Below are 20,869 nucleotides of genomic sequence, written 5' to 3'. Positions count from 1 at the left end.
CTCGAACTTCCGACATGCGTTCTAGAAAGCCGTTGGCGGAGGGATTATCCCGCCGTCCAACTTTAGTCATGCCTATGTCGGGGGATCCCCCAAGAGATCCCCCGAGACAGCTGTTGAGTACCAGCTTGTGTGGCCGACCCGTCCCCTACGCGAAGTGGAAGTCGTGGCTGTTCAGCTTGTCGAGCTGCGTGTTCTTCAGCGTGAGGGTGTCGCTCCCCGTCGCGATGACGACGTCGTGGCCCGACTGGGCCGCGTGGGAGAGAACGCTCGCAAAACTGTCGAATACGCTTTTGCTGAACTCGATCGTGTCGTGAGCAGGTCCGCGGGCAGCGAAGTCCTTGATAACGTCCTGGCCGAAGTTCGACGCAAACTGGAACGTATCCGCTCCCGCTTTGCCAACCATGACATCGTTGCCGGTGGTGCCAGTCAGCGTGTCGCTGCGGCCCGAGCCGATCATCGCCGCGCCCGAGCTGGTTCCGACCACGTGGTCTGTGGTGTCGACCTGCTCCGCGGTAAAGGCGTGGGACTTACCCGACAGGTCGGAGGTCTGGAAGCTCCACTTGCCGTCGGCGTCCGTCGTGGACGAACCGACCGAGGTCGTGCCGTCATACAGCTTGATCTCGCTGTTGGGATCGGCCGTGCCCTTGATCGTCGCGGTGTGATCCGAGTGCTGGCGTACATTGGTGACTTCCACCGTCGAGGTGCCGCCACCGCTGTGCGAGCCGATCGGCGGATCGATCGGCTGCGACAAGGCGCTGGTGTTGCCGGCTGCGTCGGTCGCTGTCGCGGTGAAGGTGTGTGACCCGTGCTTGAGATTCGGGGTCGTCACGCTCCAGTCACCGTCACTTGCAACGGTCGTCGTGCCAAGCAGGGTCGCGCCCTCGTAGAGCTTGATCAAGCTGCCCGCTTCCGCCGTCCCGGAGACCGTGGCGCGGTTATGCGTGGTCGGATCGCTCAACAGCACCGGGGCATCGGGGGCAGCGGTATCCACCGTCACGTCCAGCGCAGTCGATGCCTTGCTGGTGACGCCAGAGACCGTGTCGGTCGCAGTGAAGCTGTGCTTGCCGTCCGGCAGCGCGGCGGTGGTGTAGTGCCACGCTCCATTCGCATCCGCCGTGGCCGTGCCGAGCTGGGTGGCGCCGTCGAGCACCTTGACCGTGCTGTTGGCAACCGCAGTCCCGGCCAGGGTCAGCGTCTTGTCGCTCGTGATGTGATCACCGGCAGTGCCGGTATCGTTTGAGAACGAGGCGATTTTCGGCGCGGCGGGCGCTGTGGTGCCCGTGCCCGACGTGCCCGAGCCGGTGGAGCCCGTCGTCCCAGAACCAATGACCGCATCCACGGCCGTCGACGCAGCACTGACGTTGCCGGCAACGTCGGTCGCCTTCGCCGTCAGGGCGTGCGAACCGGCCGACAATGCAGACGTCGTGACGCTCCACGCACCGCTCGAGTTGGTTGTCGCCGTCCCGACCTGGGTCGTTCCGTCAAACACCTTGATCGCGCTGTTCGCTTCGGCAGCCCCCGACAGAACGACTTGGTTGGCAGAGTTGACGGTGTCGCTCGCGATCGTCGGTGCAGCTGGCGCCTTGGTGTCGACGGTGACCGCCACCGCAGCCGATGCCGCGCTGGTTTGACCCGACGAGTTGGTCGCGGTCGCCGTCAGCGTGTGCTTAGCATCGGTCAAGACCTTGGTGATATAGTCCCAGCTTCCGGCCGAAGTCGCGGTCGCCGTACCGATCTGCGTCGAACCGTCATAGACTTTCACGGTGCTGCCAGCCGCGGCGGTGCCGTGCAGAGTGATCTGATTGGCGTCCGTGATGCCGTCGCCAGTCTTGCCCGTATCGGGTGACCAGGATGCGATGGTCGGTGCTGCCGGGACTTCGGGCGTTGCGGGGGGCGTCGTCGGAGACGACGTCTGCCATCCCGTGCCGAGTTCGTCGTTGTTCGTCAGGACGGGCGTGTTGTCCCTGAAGTAATAGTATCCCCACTTGCCCTGCCCGAGCTCGTTGTTGGTGAACGAGACGCCGGAAATCTTGTCGGTGCTGCTGAAGCTGCCATCGGAGTAAAGGGTATAGCCGCCCCCCGCAAGATAGTTGCCGTCCACCTGAATGTTGGAAACCGGACCGAAGTCATTATTGATCATCACGGCCGAGACGTAGCTGTTCTCGTTGATGACCGTGTTGTGCCGAATGACGACGTCTGAAACGCCGCCGTCGATCTCAATGCCATCGTAGTGCGGACCGCCCAAGGACGTGCCGAGACGCACATCCGGCGCATTCATATCATGGATATAATTGTCTTGGACGAGGCTCGAACCGGTGACGATAATGCCGTTCTCCACGTCATGGATGTCGTTGCGCAGGAATGTGCCGGACCCGACAATGCCGTTCGCGCCATCTGGGCTACTTCCAACGTTTAAAATCTCGCTGTCCTTGACGACAGTTCCTGTAATGCCATCCTTGATCCAGATTCCTGTCCAATCGCTGGACGTGATGCGAGTATTCTGAATCGTGACGTTATCGGCCAGGACCGTAATGGTGCCTTTGACATCGAGAGCGTCGATTACGGTGCCTGGTTGAGTGATAGTTACGTCGCCCGATGGAGTCAGGATAACGCCATCAGGAAGACCGGTGCTATTCGCGTCTGGAAATCCAGCAATTGCCATGTTTGTTCATCCCCTGAGCAATGCAGCGCAGACTGAGTTTCATGCGCATACTGATCGATACGTCGCGGCTCAGTCCAACTTGAGCTGGTCCTTTGCCGCCCCATCAGCCGCGTGTTCGAATTCGCACGCGCCTTTTTTGCGACGATTCATTGACCCGAGCATGGAGTTTTTAATCTCGCAGCCGCAATTCCTGCCGCCGCCCAAATTAATATTATCGCCGAACTGAAACTAATGATCAGGATTAAATTCTCGGTCGAGCGCGTTATTTAAATGAGCGGCGACCTGTTGTGATCCCTGTCCATACTAATATTTGTTGCGACCTCACGTCGCCGGCCCTCGCTTCGCCAATCACCAGCGGCGTACTGCGCGCACCAGTCGGGGCCACCGCCCTGGGGTCGTTAGCCACACGGCCATGACGTCGCGGGCCCGACTCAATTGCAGCCGCGACCGCATGCCTGCAATTGCGTCGCCCATCCGGTGCCGGCAGAGCGACTCCGCTTCATTCTGATAGCTAATGGCCGGCAAAGGACTAGAAAGAATGGCGATCCCGGGAAGACTCGAACTTCCGACCTACGGTTTAGGAAACCGTCGCTCTATCCGGCTGAGCTACGGGACCGCGGAACCCGCATCAGTCGGGTTGCCCGGGGGTGTACATATCAAAGCGGCGACAGGATCGGAAGCCCTCGCCGCGCCCAATGCGCAAGGACCGCCGCCGGCCACCTACGCCCTGATATTATTATCCTTCACCACCTTGCCCCAAGTGGCGACCTGCTTGTCGAAGAAGGTCTTGAAGGCCGCCCCGTCCTGCAGCAGCAGCGTCATGTGCTGCGTCTCCTTCAGCTGGGCGGCGGTCGCAGGCTCGCTCAGGATCTCCTTGGACGCTGCCGCGAAGGCTGCGACGATGTCAGGCGGCGTGCCCGCGGGCGCGAAGATGCCCCACCAGGCCAGTGTCTCGAAATCGGGAAAGCCGGCTTCGATCGCGGTCTGCGTATCAGGCAGGGCCGGCAGCCGCTCGCGGCCGAGCTGCAGGATCGGACGCAGCATGTTGGTGCCGAGCTGGGCGGCGACCAGCGCCGCCGATCCCGCGATGAGATCGACATGGCCGCCGAGCACGTCGTTCATCGCCGGACCGCCGCCGCGATAAGGCACATGCATGATCTCGACGCCGGCCTTGCTGCCGAGCACGGTCATGGCGAGATGGCCGAGCGTGCCGATGCCGACGGATGCATATTTCACCGCGCCCGGGCTCGCCTTGCAGGCCGCCACCACGTCGGCAAAGCTCTTGTAGGGGCGGTCGGCACCCGCCGCGATCACATAAGGTGCGGTGCCGATGAGCAGTACCGGCATCAGCTCGCGCTCGACGTCCACCGGCGGCTTGTCGAGGATGGACGGAATCACCGCGTGGGAATCGAACGTGACCAAAAACGAGGTGCCGTCCGCCGGGCTCTTGGCGACCTGCGCCGCGCCGAGCGCGCCGGCGGCGCCCGATTTGTTCTCGACCACGACGATGCGATTGAGCTTGGTTTGCAGGCTGGCCTGCAGCAGCCGCGCCATCGCGTCGGTCGAGCCGCCCGGTGGAAACGGCACGACCAGCGTGATCTTGCCGGCCTGCGCCATGGCCGGCGTGATTGCGAGAATGGCCGGCGCAGCGAGCAGCGCGCGTCGTGTGATCGTCATGGTCCCCTCCCGTTTTTGGTTCGCGCCCGGCTTTTTGCTCTTTGGCGCTTAGGTCGTGCCGAAGCCCGACCCGGCTTTTCTGTATTCTGGCCGAGGCGGACTGAAAATGTCCAGCACGCGGGCACCATCCGGGCCGGCCCGCATGGTGTGCGGCACGTTGCCCGGCGTGCGCCAGAAATCGCCCTTCTTGACGGCAATCTCCTCATCGCCCTGGACGCGGATGGCGGAGCCGTCGAGCAGCACGCCCCATTGCTCCTCGGGATGATGGTGCAGCGTGCCCTGCGCATGGGGCGCCAGCGTCACCACCGACAGCATCGCCTGCTCGCCGGAGAAGATGCGCGTGGTCACTCCCGCGGCGAGTTCGCGGAACAGGCCGTCATCGGGACTGTCGATGTTGTGGAATTCGTCCTTCTGGCTCACGCTGCCCTCCCCTTTCTTTTTCCTTGATCAGGATTTCCCATACGAACCCTGATAGCGGCCCTCGCGGATCGCCTTCAATGTCTCCTCCTCTCGCGCCACCTGTGCCCGCACGGTCTCCAATAGTGCTGCGGCACCTGCGGCGGGAAACGACACCACGCCGTCCTCGTCGCCGACCACGATGTCGCCGGGCGAGATCACGCTGCCGCCGATCGTGACAGGCACGTTGATCTCGCCGGGGCCGTTCTTGTAGGGACCGCGATGGATCACCGCGCGGGCGTAGCAGGGGAAGTCGTCGGCCGCGAACGCGGCGACGTCGCGGATCGCGCCGTCGATGACGTAGCCTTCCGCTTTGCGCCATTGCGCGATGTTCTTCATGATCTCGCCGACCAGCGCCCGCGTCTCGTCGCCGCCGCCATCGACCACGATGACGTCACCGGGACCGACCAGTTCCAGTGCGCGGTGGATGGCGAGATTGTCACCGGGACGGGTGCGCACGGTGAAGGCCGTGCCCACCAGTGCGCCGCCGCGATGATAGGGCTTGAGACCCACCGCGCCGGGCAGCCGGGCGAGATTGTCCGAAATGACCGAGGTCGGCGCACCGCGAAAACCCTCGATGATCTCGGCCGGCGGCTTCGGCACGCTGTTCGCTGCGATGGTGATCGTCATGTCGGTCCTTCCGCGTTTGTCTTATTCGGCGTGCGCCCGCGCCTTCGCCGGCCAGATCCGGAAGGCGCGCCCCTCCTTCAACCACGCCGCGCGCTCATCGCGCAACAGGGTGCGGCGGACTTTGCCGGAATCATCGCGCGGCGGTGCGCTGACGATCTCGAAGCTCTCGGGGTGCTTGTAGCGGCTGAGCCGCTCTTTGAGGAAGTCCGCCATGCCGTCGGCGATGGCCTGACCGTCGGCGCCGTCGTCCGCCTCGATGATGGCATGCACGCGCTGACCCAATTCCGGATCGGGCAATCCCACCACCACGCAGGAGCGCACGCCGGGCGCCTCGGAGACGGCGGCCTCGACCTCGGCCGGATAGATGTTGGCACCGCCGCGCAGCACCATGTCGGCGAGGCGATCGCCGAGATAGAGATAGCCGTCCGCATCCAGCCTGCCGATATCGCCGAGCGATTCCCAGCCGTCGCTGCGCCGCTTCGGCTCGGCGCCGAGATAGTGGTAGGTCGCGTCCGCACCATCATTGTTGAGGAAATAGATCTCGCCGGTTTCGCCCGGCGCGACGTCGTTGCCGTCCTCGCCGATGATGCGCAAGCGCGCCATGTCGCCGATCTTGCCGACTGAGCCCTTGTGCGTCAGCCATTCCGTGCCCGAGATGATGCAGGCGCCCTGCCGCTCGGTGCCGCCATAGAGCTCCCAGATCCGCTCCGGGCCGAGCCAGGCGATCCAGTTCTCCTTCAGCCAGGGCGGCATCGGAGCGGCCATGTGGAAGACGGTCTGGAGGCTCGACAAATCGTAGGCGCTCCGCACGTGTTCCGGCAACGCCCAGATCCGGTGCATCATGGTCGGCACGAAGTTGACCCATTGCACGCGCTCGCGCTCGATCTGCCGCAGCGTCTCCTCGGCGTCGAACTTGACGAGGCCGGTGAGCTGGCCGCCGGTGAACAGCGCGTAATGCGACACGATGAACGGCGCATTGTGATAGAGCGGCCCGGGATTGAGCAGCGAGACTCCGAAGGGGATGTTGAGCGGCGGCACGGCGACGGTGTCGGTCACCGCCGGATGATGATCGAGGATCACCTTGGGGCGGCCGGTCGAGCCGCCTGAGGTCATGGCTTTCCAATAGCGTGCCACCGGGGGATTGAGCGGCTCATCCGAAAATCCGTCCGGCACGAAATCCGCCGGCAGACGGTTTGGCGCGTTCCAGTCGGCTTCGCCGCCGACCACCAGCGCGGGCTTGAGAATGTCGAGCACGGCGGCGGCTTCGCCGCGCGGCAACCGCCATGACAGCGAGGTCGGCGTCGCCCCGCACTTCCACACCGCGAACGAGGTCTCGAAGAACGCGTTGCCGTTCGGCAATCCGATCGCGACGAAATCGCCGGGCTTGACACCCTTGGCCGCGAACGCCCGCGCGCGCCGGTTGGCGCCGCGCTCGAGCTCGTCCCATGTCAGCGTGTCCTGCCCATGACGGACGGCGATCGTGCCATGTGGCTTGCGTTCAGCGTACCAGCGCGGCACGTCGGACAAGGGCAGCAGCATCGGGCGTTTCCATTTCGTTTCTTGGGTCTTGTTCTTATTCTGTGTGTTTCGTGTTCTGGCATCGCCTCAGGTACGGCGCTTGCGAGGCGAAGTGTAGCAGCCCGACGCCACGGCGCTGTGACTCCCGCGCCACGTCAAGCCCAAAATGTCAGCATCCCAGACATGAAATTCCCGGGTTCCACGGGTGACAAGCCGGCGATAAAGAGGCAAAAATCTGGCTCGACTCAGTTCGGGTTGAGTTTGCCAGGGAATGCTCTCGTAGAATGTCGTCCGTGATTGCATTGCGTCGTGCGGCGCTGTTTCTCACTGCCGCAGCAGGAGTTCTTCTGCTGACGCTGCCGCATGCCCAGGCGCAATGGTGGAAGCGCGCGCCGGTCGACTTCGAGGAATGCGCCGACGCCGCAGAGAAGGCCGCGACCAAGGCCGAGAAGACCTCCGCGCTCGCCAATTGCAACGCCAAGTTCGCCGGCCGCCGCAAGCCGGGCGGCGGCTATTCCTATTACGACTTCCTGCAGGATCGCACCTTCGACATCGCCGGGCCCAACCCGACGCCGGAGGAACAGAAGAAGATCGACGAAGCCTACACCGCCTATCTCGCCAGGGAGCGTCGCAACAACGAAGCCGCCCAGGCGACTGCGCGCCAACAGCGCGAGCAGCAGGAGCAACAGGCGCGGCAACTCCAGCAGGTGGCGCTGCAGACCGAAACCGAACGCGTCCGCGTGCCGGTCCCGGTCGAGCGGCCGAAGGTGCAGCAAACCGTCGGCCAGCGAAAGGGCGCGCCCTGCACCAAGGGCTCCTTCTCCTGCGAATGGCCGCGGCTGTCGGAAAGCTTGAACGACCTGAAGAAGCTGTTCAACCCGGCGCCGAGCAAGCCGGCGAAGAAGAGCTGAGCTCCTCGGCTTCATTCCGCTGCCGCCGCAAACTCGGCTGTCGTCCCGGAGAAGCGTCAGCGCAAGTCCGGGACCACAATGGAGTCTGTGGCCTCAATTCGTGTGCTTCTTCTTGCTGCGCTTCGGCTTGACCACCGGCGCCGTCGCTGTCGGCGGACCACCCAATTGCGACCTGCTCTCCTGCAGGCGCCTGTCATAGCCGGGCGAGGTCACGACCGTCGGGGGTCTTGCGTGAGCAAGCGTCGAGATGCCGCAGAGCGCGACGAGCGCGAACCCGATCTTCAGACAATGCCTCATGGCATGCTCCATCACCGTCAAGCTCTACCCGCGGATCTGCTGCGGCGTCAGACGCGGCGGTCCGTTGCCGGCCGTCTCGGCTTCCCTGATCAGCGCAACAATGCGGCGCATCAGCGGCACCTCGACATGGTTCTGCTCGGCGAGCGCGATCACGGCGCCCTGGAGATAGTCGATCTCGGTCTTGCGGCCGTGTTTCAGGTCCTGCCACATCGAGGAACGCGCCTCGGGATCGATCTTCATGGTCCGCCCCAGGATCGCTTTGAAGATCGCATCGGGCAGCCGCAGCAAGGCCGGAGACCAGTTCATCGGGATCGGCGTCGCCGAGACCGGCGCGATGCCCGCGGCCTTCAGCGCGGCAAGCCCCTCCGCCATCTGGTCGGCGAACAATCTTCGCCAGTCGCGGCTCGCCAGTTGAGCGGCAAGCGGCATATCCGACAGCGCGCTGAGCGCGTTGTTCAAATTGATGATCAGCTTGCCCCATTGCACGCCGGTGATGTCACGGCTCGCACGCACACTGAGGCCCGGCACCGAAAGCGCAGCTGCCGTGTTCGCGGCGTCCTCGCCGATATGGATGTCGCCGGAGGTCGAGCGATGGAAACGGCCCTCGCCCATTGCGATCACGTTGAACGGCACCATCCCGGCGAGCACACGACGGCCACCGAGGCGCTCGCGCAGCACCGCGACATTGCCGACACCGTTCTGAAGCGAGACGATGACGGCATCCTCGGGCGCATGCCGCGCGATCTGATCCGCGACATCGGCGCTGTCGGCGCTCTTGACGGTGACCAGCACGATGCCGGCACTGTGCAGGATCGCGGGATCCTCCGATAGCGCGAGCTGGCCTGCGCCGAGCTTCTTCTCGGAGCCGTCGAAATCGGTCAGAACCAGGCCGAACCGCTCGATCTCGGTCTTCACCCGCGGCCGCGCCAGCAGCGCGACACGGCGGCCGCCGGCCGCCAGCATGCCGCCGACGAAACAGCCGATGGCGCCGGCGCCGGCCACAACGATCGGTCGATCCGCAACCACTGAGCTTGCTCCCTGAACGAGACGGCCTTCGATAGCAGAGGCGAGGCCGGCAACCAATCGCGTCGCATCCGACTTGTAACGGTCATGACGGCCCCATATGTTTTCGCCCCGGGGGCAGTCAGCGGCGCAATCGCCGAACGAGACGCCAAAGGAGAGCACCATGGGTCTACTCGACGTCCTCAACGGCATGCAGAACGGCCCGCGGGGCCCCTCCACGCCGAGCTCCGAAAAGTCCTCCGGCGGCATGTCGCCGATGACCATGGCGCTGCTCGGCCTGCTCGCCTGGAAGGCGTTCAAGCACATGACCGCAAACCAGTCCGGTACGGCGCCGCAACCGTCACCGACGCCGGCCCCTCCGCCGGTCGCCGCCGATAACGGCGGTCTTGGCGGTCTCGGAGGCCTGCTCAAGGGCGGGCTCGGCGGCCTGCTCGCGGGCGGCGCGGCCGGCACGGTGCTCAGCGGCGGCCTCGGCGACCTCCTCAACCAGTTGCAGCAGGGCGGCCACGGCGACGCCGCGAATTCCTGGGTCGGCAAGGGTCAGAACAAGCCGATCGCGCCGGGCGATCTCGCCAGCGCACTCGGCGCCGACCAGATCGAGAGCCTGTCCGCCCAGAGCGGCCTCTCGCGCGAGGAGCTGCTCAACGGCCTCAGCCAGTATCTGCCGCAAGTGATCGACCATCTGACGCCGGACGGGCGGCTGCCGACCGAGAACGAGCTCTCGGGCAGACTTTAATCCAACCTCGATCGACGCGTTCTCGGGAAGGGGAGCACACTCATGAGCATGGGCGGCCTGTTGTGGATCATCGTCGTCGGCTTCATTGCCGGCCTCATCGCGCGCTGGCTGGCGCCCGGGCCGAACAATCCGAGCGGCTTCATCCTCACCACCATCCTCGGCATCGCCGGCGCGTTCCTGGCGACCTTCGTCGGCCAGGCCATCGGCCATTACAGCCCCGACCAGGGCGCCGGCTTCATCATGGCCACCATCGGCGCGGTGGTGGTGCTGTTCATCTGGCACCGGCTGGTGGCAAGCGGCGTGATCAAGGGGTAGCTTGTCGTCATTCCGGGGCGCGCGAAGCGCGAGCCCGGAATGACGTTGCTTCACCTCACGTGATCAAATGCATCCCCGCATCCATGCGCACGACCTCGCCGGTCATGTTGCTGGACGCCGGCATAGCCAGGAAGCAGACGAGCTGCGCGATATCCTCCGCTGACGAGGCGACCTTGAGCGGCACCTTCGCCACGACGCTGTCGCGCACCTGCTTGGCGCCGGCCTCGCCGCGGCCCTTGGTGAACCAGGGCGTATCGATATAGCCGGGACACACCGTGTTGACGCGGATCAGCGGCGCCAGCGCGCGTGACAGCGACAACGTCATGGTGTTGAGCGCGCCCTTGCTCGCGGCATAGGCGATCGACGAGCCGACGCCGCTGATGCCGGCAACCGAGGACACGTTGACCACGGCCGAGGGCCGCTCCGAGGCCTTCGCGCCGGCCTCGAGCAGGCTGCGCGCCGCGCGTACCATCTGGAACGGGCCGATGGTATTGACGCCATAAACCCGCTGGAAATCTTCGGCCGACAATCCGTCGAGGTCGGCATGCGCCACGTGTTTGGTGGTGCCGGCATTGTTGACGAGGATATCGAGGCGGCCCCATCCGCTGGCGGCCGCGACGATCCTGCGGCAATCCTCGTCCTTCGAGACGTCGCCCTGGGCGACCAGCACCTCCGCCGCGCCGGCCTTGCGGCAGAGCTCAGCCGTGGCCTCGGCCTCGGTCTTGCTCGACGAATAATTAATGACGAGCCGCGCGCCGCTGCGCGCGAGAATTTCGGCGGTCGCCGCGCCAAGGCCGGAGGCCGACCCCGTCACGATTGCGCACAGATTGTCCTTGGCCATCTTGATGTCCTTCCCCGTGGCTCTGATCTTTCGCGTCCTGTTTAGCGAGTTTGCGGCGCCCTGCAAATCGAGCAAACTCCGCTAAGCGGAATTAGCTTGGTGCCCATGCCCGCGCCGCAGGTTGACCTGCGATCAACGCTTGTCAGGGCCATGGCTTTTTCGGATCATCGGGCGCAAGAAGACCTGCGCGGGTCGCCCGATCAGGCGGGACGCGCCAACGGCAAAACACGGGGAACGCTGTGGCGGAGAGTGACAACATCGTCGTCGAGACCGCGGAGAAGATCTTCGCCGATCTCGCCGATCCGCAAACCATCAACAACGACAAGAAGAATTCGTGGCAGGCGCCGCTGTGGCAGGCGCTGAGTGAAGCCGGCCTGCCCTTGTCCTGGGTGCCCGATGATCTCGGCGGCTCCGGCGCAAGCCTGGCCGACGGTTTTGCGCTGCTGAACGCCGCCGGGCGCTTCGCGGTCGCAGTTCCCCTCGCCGAGACCATGCTGGCGGGCTGGCTGCTGGCGCAGGCGAAGATCGCGTCACCAGAGGGTGAGATGACGGTGCTGCCGGCTTCCCCTCGGGATCGCATCACCCTCGATGCCGACGGCTCGCTCTCCGGCCGCGCGCGCGGCGTGCCTTTTGCGAAAGCGGCCAAGCATTTTGCGGTGCTGGCGCATGGCAAGGACGGCATTTCGATCGCGCTGGTCGATGCCGGCCAAGGCCGGATCGAATCCGGCCTCAATGTCGGCTACGACCACAGCGACACCGTGACGCTCGACAAGGTGCAGCCCGTCGCGCTCAAGCCTGCGCCGAAGGGCTTTGACCAGACCACGATGATGCTGATGGGCGGCGTTGCGCGCAGCCTGCAGATCGCGGGCGCGCTGGAATCGATGCTCGACATCTCCGTGCGCTATTCCAACGAGCGTGTCGCCTTCGAGAAGAAGATCTCGAAATTCCAGGCGGTGCAGCACAATCTCGCCCGCCTCGCCGGCGAATCCGCCGCAGCGCTTGCGGCGGCGACCTCGGCGGCCGACGCCATCGCGAATGCCAGAAGCTTTGACGACGAGGTCTATCTCGAAGCCGCCGCCGCAAAGATCCGCTGCGCGGAAGCTGCGGAAAAGGGCGGCGCCATCGCCCATCAGGTGCACGGCGCGATCGGCTTCACCCTGGAGCACATCCTGCACCGCTATTCGCTGCGGGCGCTGGCCTGGCGCGACGATTTCGGTTCGGAGAGCCACTGGGCCGTCGAGCTCGGCAAGCTGGTCGCCACCAGAGGGGCCGACGAATTGTGGCCGCTCGTGGCATCGCGCTGATCAGGGAGAGAAACACATGACCGCTGCCCTTCGTTTCGATCCGATCCGCCTGCCCGAGAAGTGCGAGCAATTGCGCAAGGAGGTGCGGGCCTTCCTCGCCGAGGAGATCGCCGCCGGCACCTTCGACCCGCACAAGCCCAACCGCGAGGACACCGACGCGCCGGAATTCTCCCGCCGGGTCGGCGCCAAGGGCTGGCTGGGAATGACCTGGCCGAAGAAATATGGCGGCCAGGAGCGCTCCTTCCTCGAACGTTACGTGGTGACCGAGGAGATGCGCGTCGCCAATGCGCCGACGCGGCGCTTCTTCGTCGCCGACCGCCAGAGCGGGCCGGTGCTGTTGAAGTACGCCCCTGAACATATCAAGATGGAAATCCTGCCGCGGATCTGCCGCGGCGAGATCTGCTTTGCCATCGGCATGAGCGAGCCGAACTCCGGCTCCGACCTGTTCGCCGCGAAGACGCGCGCGACCAAGACCGACGGCGGCTATCTCATCAACGGCACCAAGATCTGGACTTCGTCGGCACACATCGCCGACTACATGATCGCGATCTTCCGGACATCGCCGCCGACCAAGGAGAACCGCCGCCACGGCCTGACCCAGTTCCTGGTCAAGATGAAGCAGCCGGGCATCAAGGTGAATCCGATCGGCCAGATCACCGGCCAGTACGAGTTCAACGAGGTCGTCTTCACCGATTTCTTCGTGCCCGATGATCACGTGCTCGGCGAGGTCGACGGCGCCTGGAAGCAGGCGACGAGCGAGCTTGCCTATGAGCGCTCGGGCCCCGAGCGCTTCCTCGAAACTTATTACGTGCTGACCGAGCTGGTCCGCGCGGTCGGCCCCAACCCGGACACGCGCAGCGCCGAAGGCATCGGCCGGCTCGTCGCGCAGCTCCACACCATGCGGCGGATGTCGGTCTCGGTGGCCGGCATGTTGGAAGCCGGCAAGGAGCCGGTGGTCGAGGCGTCCATCGTCAAGGACATCGGCACGGTCTGGGAGCAGCAGCTTCCGCACCGCGTCCGCGATCTCGCCGCCTTCGTCGAGGAGACCGCGACCAACCGCGAGACCCTGGAGCGGCAGCTCGATTTCGCGATCAAGACCGCGCCGAAACTCACCATCCAGGGCGGCACCACCGAGGTGCTGCGCGGCATCATCGCGCGCGGCTTGGGCTTGCGCTAAACCTTCGAGGACATCATGAGCACCTATAAAGACATCGGCGTCGAGAAGGTCGGACATGTCGGCACCATCGAGATCCGCCGCCCGCCGCTGAACTTCTTCGACATCTCGCTGATCAACCAGATCGCGGACGCGCTCGACGAGTTCGATCGCGACATCGAGATCCGCGCCTCCGTTCTCTCGGCGCAAGGCAAGGCGTTCTGCGCCGGCGCCAACTTCCAGGATCCGGCGCGGCAGGCTCAGGAGGCGCGCGAGGCCGAGAAGAAGGGCGATCCCGCCGACAACCTCGGCTCGATCAACCATCTCTACATCCAGGCCGTACGCATCTTCCGCGCCAAGAAGCCGATCGTGGCCGCCGTGCAGGGCGCCGCCATCGGCGGCGGATTGGGCCTCGCGGTGTCGGCCGATTTCCGCGTCACCTGCCCCGAGGCGCGCTTCTCCGCGAACTTCACCAAGCTCGGCTTTCATCCCGGCTTCGGCCTGACGACCACGCTGCCGGAACTGATCGGCAAGAACAACGCCGAACTGATGTTCTACACCAGCCGCCGCGTTACCGGCGAAGAGGCGTACAAATGGGGCCTCGCCAACGAGCTGGTGCCGCAGGACCAGGTCAAGGCGGCCGCCATGAAGCTCGCCGGCGAGATCGCCGAATGCTCCCCGCTCGGCCTGCTCTCCACCCGCGCCACCATGCGCAACGGGCTCGCCGACCGCGTCATGGCCGCCACCAATCACGAGCTCGCCGAACAGACCAGGTTGCGTGCGACGGAGGATTTCAAGGAAGGCGTCAAGGCCACGGAGGAACGGCGCGCGGCGAATTTCAAGGGGCGCTAGTCGTTGTAGAGCGCCGACGCTGCAAACTCTTCCGCTGTCGTCCCTGCGAAAGCAGGGACCCATAATCCCAGGGAGCCGTTGTCACGCGAGTTGATAACTCCGAATCTTCGCCAAACTACTTCCTGTGGTTATGGGTCCCGGATCTGCGCTTCGCTTGTCCGGGACGACAGCGGTGCTTGTGGCACGCTACTTCCTTCCCACCACCAACGCATCGACGATCGTCACGCCCTGCCCTTCGGCGTGCACCAGCACCGGGTTGAGCTCGATCTCCGCGATTTCTTTTGCGTGCTGCGCGGCGAGCACGGAAATATCGGCGATCAGTTGCGACAGAGCCGCCACATCCGCCTTTGCCGCTCCCCGAAATCCATTCAGCAACGGCGCTGCCTTCAGGCTCGCCAGCATCGCGCCCGCCTCCTCCGCACTCACCGGCGCGGGCCGATAGACGACATCGCGGAACAATTCTGTGGTGATGCCGCCGAGACCCACCATCACCAGGGGACCGAACGTCTCATCCAGCATCGTGCCGACGATGATCTCGACGCCGCGCTTCGCCATCGGGCCGACCAGCACGCCCTGGATATCCGCCTCCGGCCGATGCTTGCGCGCAGCGTCGAGCAAGGCCTCGAACGCGAGAAACGCCTCACCCTTGGTGGCAATGTTGAGGCGCACGCCGCCGATCTCGCTCTTGTGAGCGATATCGGGCGACTGGATCTTCATCGCCAAGGGCAAGCCGACGCGGCCGACCGCCTGGTCGATCTCGCTCTTGTCCCGCACCAGCACCTCATCCGGCAGCACGATGCCGGCGGCGCGGAGCAATGACTTGCTGTCGGATTCGGACAGAACCGGCGCCTTCAGATGTGCGGAGAGATCGCGCGGCGGCAGCCGCGTCGCGTCCGCAGTCTTCGGAAGGTTGAACCTCGCGTAATCGACCAGCTGCCGCATCGCGGTGCCGACATGGGTGAGGCCGGAGAGCACCACCACGCCGGATTTCGCGAGCTCGCGCCGCGCGAAGTCGGATGGCACCGTGTAGGAGTAGAACACCACCGGCTTGTGCTGCGCGGACAGCACAGGCCTCAATTCCCCGTCCTTGAACGGCTTGCGCACTTCGCTCGACAGCGACAGCACGACCATGATCGCATCGACCTCGTCGGACACTGTGAGCAAGTCGACGCTCTTCTGCAGGCCGCCCGAGGTGACACCCTGCGCGGTGACGTCGATCGGGTTGCGCGCCGTGCCATAGGACGGCATCAACGCCTTGATCCCCGCCTGGATGGGCTCGGAGAGCTCCGGCACCCGCAAGCCTTGCAGTGCCACGGCATCCGCGCCCCAGATGCCGGCTCCGCCCGACACCGTCACCACTGCGACGCGGTCGCCCCTCGGCAGGGGATTGCTGGCAAGCATTGCCGCGATGGTCAGCGCCTCGTCGAGATCGTTGGAGACGATCAAGCCGTATTTCGCAAACACCGCGTCATAGGCCGCCGACCAGCCGGCCATGCTCGCGGTATGCGAGGCCGCCGCGCGCTGGCCCGCACCGGAGCGGCCGACTTTCGTGACGATGATCGGTTTCTTCACCTCTGCGGCGCGCCGGGCCGCGGCAAGAAATTTGTCGACGTCGCGGATGCCTTCGATGAACAGCAGGATCACGTCGGTCGAAGCATCCCGCACCATGTAATCCAGGAACTCGCCGGCGCCGAGATCGGATTCGTTGCCGGAGCTGACGACATAGCTGACGGCGACGCCGAGCGCCCGTGCGCGGTGATAATAGGCAAAGCCGATGCCGCCGCTCTGCGCGACGATGCCGATCCGCTTCGTGGTGGCAACGAGCGGCACAACGTCGGGCTTCACATCCACGGCCGGACTGAACGTCGCCGCCACGCGCTGCACCTGGCTGAAGAAACCCTCGGCGTTCGGACCTGAGATCCGCATGCCGGTGCGCCTCGCCAGCGCCCCGATCGCATCCTGCATCGCCGCGCTGTCACCGCCCTCCTCGGCAAAGCCCGAGGAAATGATCACGGCGTTCCTGACGCCGGCGGCGGCGCATTGCTCCAGCGCAGGGAGCACCGCACGGGCGGGGATGATGATGACGGCAAGATCGATGGGCGCGCCGATCTCGCCGATCGATTTGTAGCAGGCGAGCCCGTCGATGTCGGCATAGTTCGGATTCACCGGGTAGATCTTGCCGGGATACTCGTTCTTGCGCAGCATCGACAGCAGCCGGCCCGGGATCTTCTCGTGATCGCGCGAGGCGCCGATCAGCGCGATGCTGGCGGGAACGAAGAAGCTGTCGAGCGGATGCGGCATGTTGAGGTCCTGCTCTTGTGGCTATCCGTCATCCTGAGGCGCCGGAGCGCAGCGGAGGCCTCGAAGGATGACGGATTGAGAGCTGGGAAGGCAAGACCTCAACCGGCAAGCCGGAACGTCACCCCACCCAGCAGAAACTCGTTGCCGGCCACCGCGACCCCCCTGGCCTTGGCGGCATGCAGCACCTGAGCCACGTCGGTCACCCGAAACTCCAGCGCGCTCATGATCTCGCTGACGCCTTTCGCGAAACGGAAGGTCGCGTTGGGCAGCTTCAGCTCGGAGCCATCAGCCGCAATTCCGATGATCTTGCCCCAATGCTCGGCCAGCCCCTGCGGATCCGGGCTTTGCATCTCCACCGCGACAAGCGCCTGCGTCACGTCCTTGCGGATGAACTTCTGCCAATCCGGCCCCGCGGGCGGATACGGGCCCAGAATGTCGTCGCTGCCTTCGGTGTGATTGAACTCGATGAAGGCGGCGCGGCAGTCGCGGGGATGGAGCTGCACGCCGTGATAGGGCGCGTGGTCGATGACGTTGGCGGTGCGCACGCCAAGCGCATTGGCGTTGCGGCCGCGCTCGTCGGGATCGTTGCAGCAGAAGATCGCCATATAGCCGCCGCGACCGCCGGTCTTCTCAATGAAGCGGCCGGCCGTGGTGCCGTCCTTGAAAGGCGCGACAACCTCCAGCAGGATCGTGTCGACCGGGAGCAGCGCGTTCTCCAGGCCGTATTTCGCGACATTGCCGTCCCGGTAGCAGACGGCAAGGCCCATGATCTCCGCGATGTCGGAGATCACTGGCACGAGCTGCGGCGCGACGAGGCAGATCTGCCGCAGACGCATATAGGGCGCCACGGTCAGGCGCCCCTGAAGGTCGGCTTGCGCTTCTCCACGAAGGCTTTTGCGGCCTCCTTGTGGTCCTCGGTGTCGCCGCAGCGGGTGTGATGGATCGCCTCGCCGTCGAAGCAATCCTCCAGCGCCAGATGTTCGGCATTGTTGATGTTGCGCTTGATGAAGCCGAGCGCGATCGAGGGCCCCTGCGCCAGCGACAGCGCGAGCTCGTGGGCTGCGGCGTCGATCTCGGCGTCCGGCACGACCTTGGTCACCATGCCGATCGCGTGGGCTTCCCTCGCGGTCAGCACCGGCGACATCAGATAGAGCTCGCGCGCCCGCGCGCTGCCGAGCAGTTGGGTGAGGAAATAGGTGCCGCCGTAATCGCCGGAGAAGCCGACCTTGGCGAAGGCGGTGGTGATCTTGCAAGATTCGGATGCGATGCGGAGGTCGCAGGACAGCGCCATCGACAGGCCCGCGCCGGCCGCGGCACCATCGAGCTGCGCGACCACAGGCTTGGGCATCTGATGCAGGATGCGCGAGACCTCCATGCCGCGGCGCAGATTTGCAAGCTTCTGCTCGAACGGCAGCGGCGCGCGGCCGGCCGCCATCGACTTGACGTCGCCGCCGACGCAGAACGAGCCGCCGGCGCCCTTGAACAGCACAGCGCGCACCTCGGGATCGTCAGCCGCGCGCCGCGCCGCCTCGACCAGCCCGGCCACCATCTCCGGGTTGAGCGCGTTCTTCCGCTCCGGGCGGTTCATCGTGATGGTGAGCAGCCCGCCTTCGAGCTTCTGCAGGACCATGTCGTTCATGGGACGCCTTCCTCGTTGTTTTGCTCAGTCATTCCGGGGCGCGCCGTGGCGCGAACTATGGTGCGCAATTGCGCACCTGAGAATCCATTTCTCGACCGTCACTGCCGCCCGATGGATCCCGGGCTCTCGCTTCGCGAGCCCCGGGATGACGACCTATGTTGGGACGCGCTCGTCGTCACAACGATTCACGCCGTCACTTCTTCACCAGCGGACAGCGCGACTGCTCCAGCGACTGGAACGCCTCGTTGCCGGGCACGGTGGCGAGCAGCTTGTAATCGTCCCAGCGGCCCTTCGACTCCGACGGCTTCTTCACCTCGAACAGGTACATGTCGTGGATCATGCGGCCGTCCTCCCGGATCTTGCCGTTCTTGGCGAAGAAGTCGTTGATCGGCGTTTCCTTCATCACCTTCATGACAGCGGCCGCGTCGGTCGTGCCGGCCGCCTTCACCGCCTTCAGGTAATGCGTGACGGAGGAGTAGACGCCGGCCTGCGCCGAGGTCGGCGGCCGCTTCACCCGCTCCATGAAGCGCTTCGAGAACGCGCGCGTTTCGTCGTTCATGTCCCAGTAGAACGCTTCCGCCAGCAGCAGCCCCTGCGCGGTCTCGAGGCCGATCGAGTCGATGTCGGTGACGAAGACGAGCAGCGGCGAGACCTTCTGGCCGCCTTTCATGATCCCGAACTCCGCCGCCTGCTTGATGGCGTTGACGGTGTCACCGCCGGCATTGGCGAGGCCGATCACCTTGGCCTTGGAAGCCTGGGCCTGCAGCAGGAACGACGAAAAGTCCGAGGTGTTGAGCGGATGGCGCACGCTGCCGAGGACCTTGCCGCCGGTCTTGGTGACGACGGCACTGGTGTCCTTTTCCAGATCCTGGCCGAAGGCGTAATCGGCCGTGAGGAAGTACCAGCTGTCGAGGCCCGACTTCACCGCGGCAAGGCCGGTCACGTTGGCCTGGCCGTAGGTGTCGAACACATAGTGGATGGTGTAGGGGCCGCAGGCCTCGTTGCTGAGACGGATCGAGCCTGGGCCGTTGAACATGATGATCTTGTTGCGCGCTTTGGCGATCTCGCCGGCCGCAAGCGCCGTCGCGGACGCCGCGACGTCGTAGATCATCTCGACGCCCTGATTGTCGAGCATGTCGCGGGCGATGTTGCCGGAGAGATCGGCCTTGTTCTGATGGTCGGCCGCGAGCACCTGGATCTTGCGCCCCAGCACTTCGCCGCCGAAATCCTCCACGGCCATCTTGGCCGCGGTCTCGCTGCCGGGGCCGGTGATGTCGGCATAGAGGCTCGACATGTCCAGGATGCCGCCGATCTTGAGAGGCGGCTTGTCCTGGGCCTGTGCGGCATTCGCGCTGAGGGCCAACGCGGCGGCAAAAATGCCCGACATAATATGCTTCATGGAAAAGACCTCCCTTATCGCCTGTCTCTGATGGCGGCTTGGTTATTGGTGTTGCCGCAATCATGCCGCATGCGCAACAGCGCAGCAAGCGCGAGGCGCCATGCAGATGAATGATGAATTGCACGCTTTCCGCTAAGCGGAATGATGAGAAGACGCAAGGTGTCTCCGCATCGTCATTGCGAGGAGCTCTTGCGACGAAGCAATCCAGATTCTTCCCGCGGAAATCTGGATTGCTTCCGCCTTCGCCGAAGGCTTCAGCGGACAAGTCGCTGCGCTCGCAATGACGGAGCGTGAGGAAACATCTTCGCGACCCACTACGCATGGGCTATGATCGGTCCGCAACGCAACCTCTCCGGGCCACGTGGCGCAACGACGTTTCCTCATCGTCGCATTCCTTCTCGTCGCGGCTGACGCCGCGTTCGCCGCGCCGTGCCAATTCGAGTCCCAGGGCGAAGGCCGCGTCGCCGCCATTATCGATGCGCGCAGCGTCCGTCTCGACGACGGCCGCGAAATCCGCCTGATCGGGATCGAGCCCACGGCGACCACGAAACACGCGCTGGCCTCGCTGCTCGCCGGCCGCGACGTCGCGCTCCGCGGCAGCGACGACACGCCGGATCGTTATGGCCGCCAGGGCGCGCTGGTCTTCCTCGGCGAAAACGACACCTCGCTGCAGGCCATGCTGCTCGCCGAGGGCGACGCCATGGTCTCCGCCGAAATCACGGACAAGGACTGCGCGGCCGCCCTGATGGCGTCGGAAGCAGCGGCGCGGCGCCAAAAAATGGGCAGCTGGGCTGACCCGTCGGCCATAAAAAACGCGGAAAGTCCGGACGATATTTTGGCGGGGATCGGGCGCTTTGTGGTGGTCGAGGGTAAAGTCCTGTCCGTCCGGCAAGCTGGGGCAATGACCTACCTCAACTTCGGACGAAACTGGACACGGGGCTTTGCCGCGACTATTTCAAAACGCGCGCTGCCGGCGTTTGAAAACGCCGGAATTGCCCTTAAGTCCTTGGAGAATAAACGTATTCGAGTTCGGGGCTGGGTTGAGGGAACTACGGGGCCGCGTATCGATATACGCCTCGTAGGACAGGTCGAGTTGCTGGGCGCAAACGAGCCGACAGGGGTATGGCCTTAGAGCAGGCCGGGCACGGGTTAAAC

Annotated in this window: 19 protein-coding genes and 1 tRNA gene; 7 read left to right on the top strand and 13 right to left on the bottom strand. The window is 64.9% G+C overall.

Annotated elements, in window-relative coordinates:
- Positions 1 to 145 precede the first annotated feature (145 nt).
- The 6 genes from AC0WRY_RS03435 to AC0WRY_RS03410 all read right to left on the bottom strand — a co-directional run bounded on the left by AC0WRY_RS03435 (position 146) and on the right by AC0WRY_RS03410 (position 6,964).
- Positions 146 to 2,662, bottom strand: a complete 2,517-nt coding sequence (locus AC0WRY_RS03435; RefSeq protein ID WP_194405670.1) for an Ig-like domain-containing protein — start codon at positions 2,660 to 2,662, stop codon at positions 146 to 148.
- Between the two features lie 539 nt (positions 2,663 to 3,201).
- Positions 3,202 to 3,278: transfer RNA gene (locus AC0WRY_RS03430), tRNA-Arg, on the bottom strand.
- Between the two features lie 104 nt (positions 3,279 to 3,382).
- Positions 3,383 to 4,339, bottom strand: a complete 957-nt coding sequence (locus AC0WRY_RS03425; protein WP_194405669.1) for a tripartite tricarboxylate transporter substrate-binding protein — start codon at positions 4,337 to 4,339, stop codon at positions 3,383 to 3,385.
- A gap of 48 nt (positions 4,340 to 4,387) precedes the next feature.
- Positions 4,388 to 4,759, bottom strand: coding sequence for a dimethylsulfonioproprionate lyase family protein (locus AC0WRY_RS03420; protein ID WP_194405668.1), 372 nt, complete (start codon positions 4,757 to 4,759; stop codon positions 4,388 to 4,390).
- 27 nt (positions 4,760 to 4,786) lie between these two features.
- Positions 4,787 to 5,425, bottom strand: coding sequence for an RraA family protein (locus AC0WRY_RS03415; RefSeq protein ID WP_194405667.1), 639 nt, complete (start codon positions 5,423 to 5,425; stop codon positions 4,787 to 4,789).
- Between the two features lie 21 nt (positions 5,426 to 5,446).
- A complete protein-coding gene (locus tag AC0WRY_RS03410) occupies positions 5,447 to 6,964 on the bottom strand; it encodes an AMP-binding protein (RefSeq protein WP_194405666.1) in 1,518 nt (505 codons plus the stop codon).
- A 263-nt stretch (positions 6,965 to 7,227) separates the two neighbouring features.
- Here AC0WRY_RS03410 and AC0WRY_RS03405 point away from each other — a divergent pair, with 263 nt between their 5' ends.
- Positions 7,228 to 7,854: a hypothetical protein gene (locus AC0WRY_RS03405; protein ID WP_194405665.1), complete on the top strand. Its 627-nt coding sequence runs from the start codon at positions 7,228 to 7,230 to the stop codon at positions 7,852 to 7,854.
- A gap of 93 nt (positions 7,855 to 7,947) precedes the next feature.
- Here the strand turns inward: AC0WRY_RS03405 and AC0WRY_RS03400 are convergent, their stop codons facing one another.
- Positions 7,948 to 8,151 carry a hypothetical protein gene (locus AC0WRY_RS03400; RefSeq protein WP_194405664.1) on the bottom strand — a complete coding sequence of 68 codons (204 nt, stop codon included), beginning with the start codon at positions 8,149 to 8,151 and terminating at the stop codon, positions 7,948 to 7,950.
- A 24-nt stretch (positions 8,152 to 8,175) separates the two neighbouring features.
- Positions 8,176 to 9,177: a 2-dehydropantoate 2-reductase gene (locus tag AC0WRY_RS03395; RefSeq protein ID WP_194405663.1), complete on the bottom strand. Its 1,002-nt coding sequence runs from the start codon at positions 9,175 to 9,177 to the stop codon at positions 8,176 to 8,178.
- Positions 9,178 to 9,337: 160 nt separating this feature from the next.
- On the opposite strand from AC0WRY_RS03395, the gene AC0WRY_RS03390 reads away from it, so the two are divergent.
- Both AC0WRY_RS03390 and AC0WRY_RS03385 read left to right on the top strand, forming a co-directional pair.
- A complete protein-coding gene (locus tag AC0WRY_RS03390; protein WP_491122668.1) occupies positions 9,338 to 9,910 on the top strand; it encodes a YidB family protein in 573 nt (190 codons plus the stop codon).
- Positions 9,911 to 9,952: 42 nt separating this feature from the next.
- Complete coding sequence (locus AC0WRY_RS03385; protein ID WP_083636342.1) at positions 9,953 to 10,225, top strand: GlsB/YeaQ/YmgE family stress response membrane protein; 273 nt, start codon at positions 9,953 to 9,955, stop codon at positions 10,223 to 10,225.
- 55 nt (positions 10,226 to 10,280) lie between these two features.
- Here AC0WRY_RS03385 and AC0WRY_RS03380 read toward each other — a convergent pair whose 3' ends face one another.
- The gene (locus AC0WRY_RS03380) at positions 10,281 to 11,066 is read right to left on the bottom strand and encodes an SDR family NAD(P)-dependent oxidoreductase (protein WP_194405661.1); all 786 of its coding nucleotides are present in this window, start codon (positions 11,064 to 11,066) and stop codon (positions 10,281 to 10,283) included.
- 239 nt (positions 11,067 to 11,305) lie between these two features.
- On the opposite strand from AC0WRY_RS03380, the gene AC0WRY_RS03375 reads away from it, so the two are divergent.
- Genes AC0WRY_RS03375 through AC0WRY_RS03365 form a run of 3 tightly spaced genes read left to right on the top strand, consistent with a single transcriptional unit; the run spans position 11,306 to position 14,375 of the window.
- On the top strand, positions 11,306 to 12,370 hold the full coding sequence (locus tag AC0WRY_RS03375; RefSeq protein WP_194405660.1) for an acyl-CoA dehydrogenase family protein: 1,065 nt from the start codon (positions 11,306 to 11,308) through the stop codon (positions 12,368 to 12,370).
- Positions 12,371 to 12,386: 16 nt separating this feature from the next.
- Positions 12,387 to 13,547 carry an acyl-CoA dehydrogenase family protein gene (locus tag AC0WRY_RS03370; RefSeq protein ID WP_194405659.1) on the top strand — a complete coding sequence of 387 codons (1,161 nt, stop codon included), beginning with the start codon at positions 12,387 to 12,389 and terminating at the stop codon, positions 13,545 to 13,547.
- A gap of 15 nt (positions 13,548 to 13,562) precedes the next feature.
- Positions 13,563 to 14,375, top strand: coding sequence for an enoyl-CoA hydratase/isomerase family protein (locus tag AC0WRY_RS03365; protein WP_194405658.1), 813 nt, complete (start codon positions 13,563 to 13,565; stop codon positions 14,373 to 14,375).
- Between the two features lie 186 nt (positions 14,376 to 14,561).
- On the opposite strand, the gene AC0WRY_RS03360 is transcribed toward AC0WRY_RS03365, so the two are convergent.
- From AC0WRY_RS03360 to AC0WRY_RS03345, 4 genes are all read right to left on the bottom strand, one after another.
- Complete coding sequence (locus AC0WRY_RS03360; protein WP_194405657.1) at positions 14,562 to 16,676, bottom strand: acetate--CoA ligase family protein; 2,115 nt, start codon at positions 16,674 to 16,676, stop codon at positions 14,562 to 14,564.
- Between the two features lie 98 nt (positions 16,677 to 16,774).
- Positions 16,775 to 17,524: a VOC family protein gene (locus AC0WRY_RS03355; protein ID WP_194405656.1), complete on the bottom strand. Its 750-nt coding sequence runs from the start codon at positions 17,522 to 17,524 to the stop codon at positions 16,775 to 16,777.
- A gap of 2 nt (positions 17,525 to 17,526) precedes the next feature.
- Entirely contained in the window at positions 17,527 to 18,315 is a 789-nt protein-coding gene (locus AC0WRY_RS03350; protein ID WP_194405655.1) for an enoyl-CoA hydratase, read from the bottom strand.
- Positions 18,316 to 18,508: 193 nt separating this feature from the next.
- Positions 18,509 to 19,714: an ABC transporter substrate-binding protein gene (locus tag AC0WRY_RS03345; RefSeq protein WP_194405654.1), complete on the bottom strand. Its 1,206-nt coding sequence runs from the start codon at positions 19,712 to 19,714 to the stop codon at positions 18,509 to 18,511.
- A gap of 361 nt (positions 19,715 to 20,075) precedes the next feature.
- Between AC0WRY_RS03345 and AC0WRY_RS03340 the strand changes: the two genes are divergently transcribed.
- The gene (locus AC0WRY_RS03340; RefSeq protein WP_194405653.1) at positions 20,076 to 20,846 is read left to right on the top strand and encodes a thermonuclease family protein; all 771 of its coding nucleotides are present in this window, start codon (positions 20,076 to 20,078) and stop codon (positions 20,844 to 20,846) included.
- The last annotated feature ends 23 nt before the right edge of the window (positions 20,847 to 20,869 follow it).

Source organism: Bradyrhizobium sp. T-12 (genome assembly GCF_058314695.1).
This window is presented reverse-complemented; position numbering and strand designations above follow the sequence as displayed.